This window comes from Thermomonas mangrovi, assembly GCF_028201335.1.
GTDB lineage: Bacteria > Pseudomonadota > Gammaproteobacteria > Xanthomonadales > Xanthomonadaceae > Thermomonas > Thermomonas mangrovi.
Genome location: NZ_JAPEVV010000015.1, coordinates 1 through 2,616, shown reverse-complemented (window position 1 = coordinate 2,616; position 2,616 = coordinate 1). Strand labels below are relative to the sequence as shown.

Here is a 2,616-nt window from a genome sequence, read left to right as displayed (position 1 = left end):
TTCGGTGAGCTGGTGGTACATGAGGGATCTTCTCTTGCCGGAGTGATCGCCTTCAGTCTGCCAGCTCACCGCCTCCTTCTCAGGCGTCGCAGGTGTTGCACTTACTTTGTTAACTTGCGAGGTCTAACAATTCGTTCAAGCCGAGTCCGCTTCGCGGCCTCGGCGCTGGCGCTATGATCGTCCCATCGCCGCGGCCGCTACGCTGCCCGGCTTAACTCAGGTGTTAGGCGCTTCCCAGCGAGATCAAAGCAACAGTAAGTCGGGGGAGATAGCAATGAATTCCAAGCTGCTCAAGTCGCCTAGCTTCTCGCTGTTCGTTGCGGGCTTGGTGGCGCTTCTCGTAGGCACCTACACGGACAATGGCGGCTTCCAGCTTGCGGGCGGAATGCTTTGCTTCATCAGCCTGGTGCTTTGGCTTGCAAATCGCAGCAAACAGAGTTCATAGGGGTCACGCGCCTAACAATTCGTTCAAGCCGAGTCCGCTTCGCGGCCTCGGCGCTGGCGCTATGATCGTCCCAACGCCGCGGCCGCTCATCGGCCCGGCTTAACTCAGGTGTTAGGTTGCTCAAGGGAAGTATTCGCATGTCGTCAAAAAGGCTATTGCTCGGCGTGGCAATACTGGTCGCAGCTCAGGCTCTCCTGAACAACATTGCCAGTTTACTTTTGACCGAAACAATGGGGCTAATCACCGTTCGATCCGTCGTGATAGCTCTGTTGGCGGCCTTCGCGGGCGGACTGGTCGCTCGCAAGGGAATCGTCATTCCTGCACTCGCTGTTTGGCTTGCTCTTTGGGCAGTAACCGTCTACTTCCTCTACGCAATTGCCGCCCCTGTCGACCAAAATCCACTTCCCATGATTGCTCAGCACAATTGGGTCGCGTTCATTGGTTCCGGTTTTGCCACGGTAGTTGGAGCCATGCTTGGCCAGGCAATCGCCACAAAGCGGGCAACCCAAGCAACCGCAACCTAACAATTCGTTCAAGCCGAGCCCGCTTCGCGGTCTCGGCGCTGGCGCTATGATTGAACCATCGCCGCGCCCGCTCAGCGGGCCGGCTTAACTCAGGCGTTAGCTGGGGCCAGAGTTAGGTTCAGCACTTTGAGTTCAGTGACAAAGCCCAGGATCAAGGGCACTTCCTGCGTTGTGAATTTTTGCCAAGAGCAGATCACAGCAGCTATCGCTAGAGCGGCTTGCCGGCCCGGACCAAGCGCCACCAGAATTGGCTCTGGTTGCAACCGGACAAAGAGCGATCAACGACTGGTCTCCCAGCTAACAATTCGTTCAAGCCGACGCCGCTTCGCGGCGTCGTGGTAGCTTTCCCGAATTCGCTGCTGTCTGCTTCGGCTACATCACGTTGCGGCGCGGCTTAACTCAGGTGTTAGGCCAATGTTGGGCATGACCGCTGCCGAGAAAACTGAGCTTGCGCTGATCCCTCTTGCAGGCGTGGCAGCCTGGCTGTTCGGGTACCACCTCCCTGAGAAGGTCGGCATCGGTTCTCTCTTGCTGGCAGCCTCTGTCTTGCTACTGCTTCAGGGTCTGATCCGGGATCTTTGGCTGCTGTACAAGCGGCGACAGCTTCCTCAAGACGGCACAGGCCGTAAGGTCTTGTGCATGTGCGTGGAGTCCACTGTTGGGGTGACTGGCGTTGTTGCTGGCCTGATTCTCGTCGGCGCTATGGCCGACATGACATTGCGTGTAAGCCCTACGCTTTTCAGCATCCTTGCGGTGACCGTTTTGGTTATCGGCTTCGCAATCAAGGATTTCGTCTTTGAGTGGCGCCCCTTTCGCCTTCGCAGAGACAAAGATCACCTGAATCTCATCTTCAGCTGGAAGAAATAGCAGGCATTGGCCTAACAATTCGTTCAAGCCGAGCCCGCTTCGCGGTCTCGGCGCTGGCGCTAAGATTGTCCCAACGCCGCGCCCGCTCAGCGGGCCGGCTTAACTCAGGTGTTAGGCAACCAATGAGATATCTCGTCAAGCCAGTACTCGCGCTCTCAGCTTTTGGCTTTCTGCTCAGTCTTGTAGCGCATGTGTCCGCACGCGCGGGAACTGACTTGAAACTTGGGAATGGAGTGTTTGTGCTTCATGGCGGGATATTTCTCGTTTGGCTGCCCGCAATGCTGATTGCAATGCGCCTCGGACGTGGCAAGGCTGGCACGTGGGGCTTTGGGTTCTCATCTTGGAAACAGGTGCTATCGGGCTGCCCGCGTTGGATGACCTATTTGTTGATCGCACTTTTCGCCTACGTATTCTTGAATTTCTTCCTATTCATGGGAAAAGTTCAGCCTCAATCTTCACCCACAGATCCTGCCTCGCCAGAGGTAATTCGTGGCTTCTCGGGACACTGGCTTCTCTTCTATTACGCAGCGTTCGCTATCGCCTACTCAGCCTTCAAGAAGCCAGAATTGCTCGCTAACGCCACCTGTTCCAAGGGCCACAGAGCGCTGCCTACTGACAAGTTCTGCTCAGAATGTGGAAGCCCTGTTGCTGTCGCTAAGGTTGGGTGAATTAACACTCCAAGTGCAACACCCCTGAGAGTTGTTGCATGCGCTGGATCGGCGTCTGGAAGCCATAGCGTTTTCTCGGTCGTGAGTTGAGTTTAGCGGCCACTTGGTCGCA

The 2,616-nt window shown here is 56.3% G+C and carries 4 protein-coding genes and 1 pseudogene; 4 read left to right on the top strand and 1 reads right to left on the bottom strand.

All coding sequences use genetic code 11. From position 1 onward, the window contains the following. Nucleotides 1-274 precede the first annotated feature (274 nt). From ON759_RS13855 to ON759_RS13840, 4 genes are all read left to right on the top strand, one after another. Nucleotides 275-445 carry a hypothetical protein gene (locus tag ON759_RS13855; RefSeq protein WP_271680981.1) on the top strand — a complete coding sequence of 57 codons (171 nt, stop codon included), beginning with the start codon at nucleotides 275-277 and terminating at the stop codon, nucleotides 443-445. Nucleotides 446-561: 116 nt separating this feature from the next. Next, on the top strand, nucleotides 562-969 hold the full coding sequence (locus ON759_RS13850; protein ID WP_271680980.1) for a hypothetical protein: 408 nt from the start codon (nucleotides 562-564) through the stop codon (nucleotides 967-969). Between the two features lie 423 nt (nucleotides 970-1,392). Next, a complete protein-coding gene (locus tag ON759_RS13845; protein WP_271680979.1) occupies nucleotides 1,393-1,836 on the top strand; it encodes a hypothetical protein in 444 nt (147 codons plus the stop codon). 215 nt (nucleotides 1,837-2,051) lie between these two features. Beyond that, the gene (locus ON759_RS13840) at nucleotides 2,052-2,504 is read left to right on the top strand and encodes a hypothetical protein (protein ID WP_271680978.1); all 453 of its coding nucleotides are present in this window, start codon (nucleotides 2,052-2,054) and stop codon (nucleotides 2,502-2,504) included. Between the two features lies 1 nt (nucleotide 2,505). Here ON759_RS13840 and ON759_RS14050 read toward each other — a convergent pair. Further along, nucleotides 2,506-2,616 (bottom strand): annotated as a pseudogene (locus ON759_RS14050) (IS30 family transposase); the annotation flags it as partial.

Bases quoted from the DNA above. Each gene is read 5' to 3' on its own strand.
- ON759_RS13845 (WP_271680979.1), top strand. From the start codon at position 1,393: ATGACCGCTGCCGAGAAAACTGAGCTTGCGCTGATCCCTCTTGCAGGC.
- ON759_RS13855 (WP_271680981.1), top strand. From the start codon at position 275: ATGAATTCCAAGCTGCTCAAGTCGCCTAGCTTCTCGCTGTTCGTTGCG.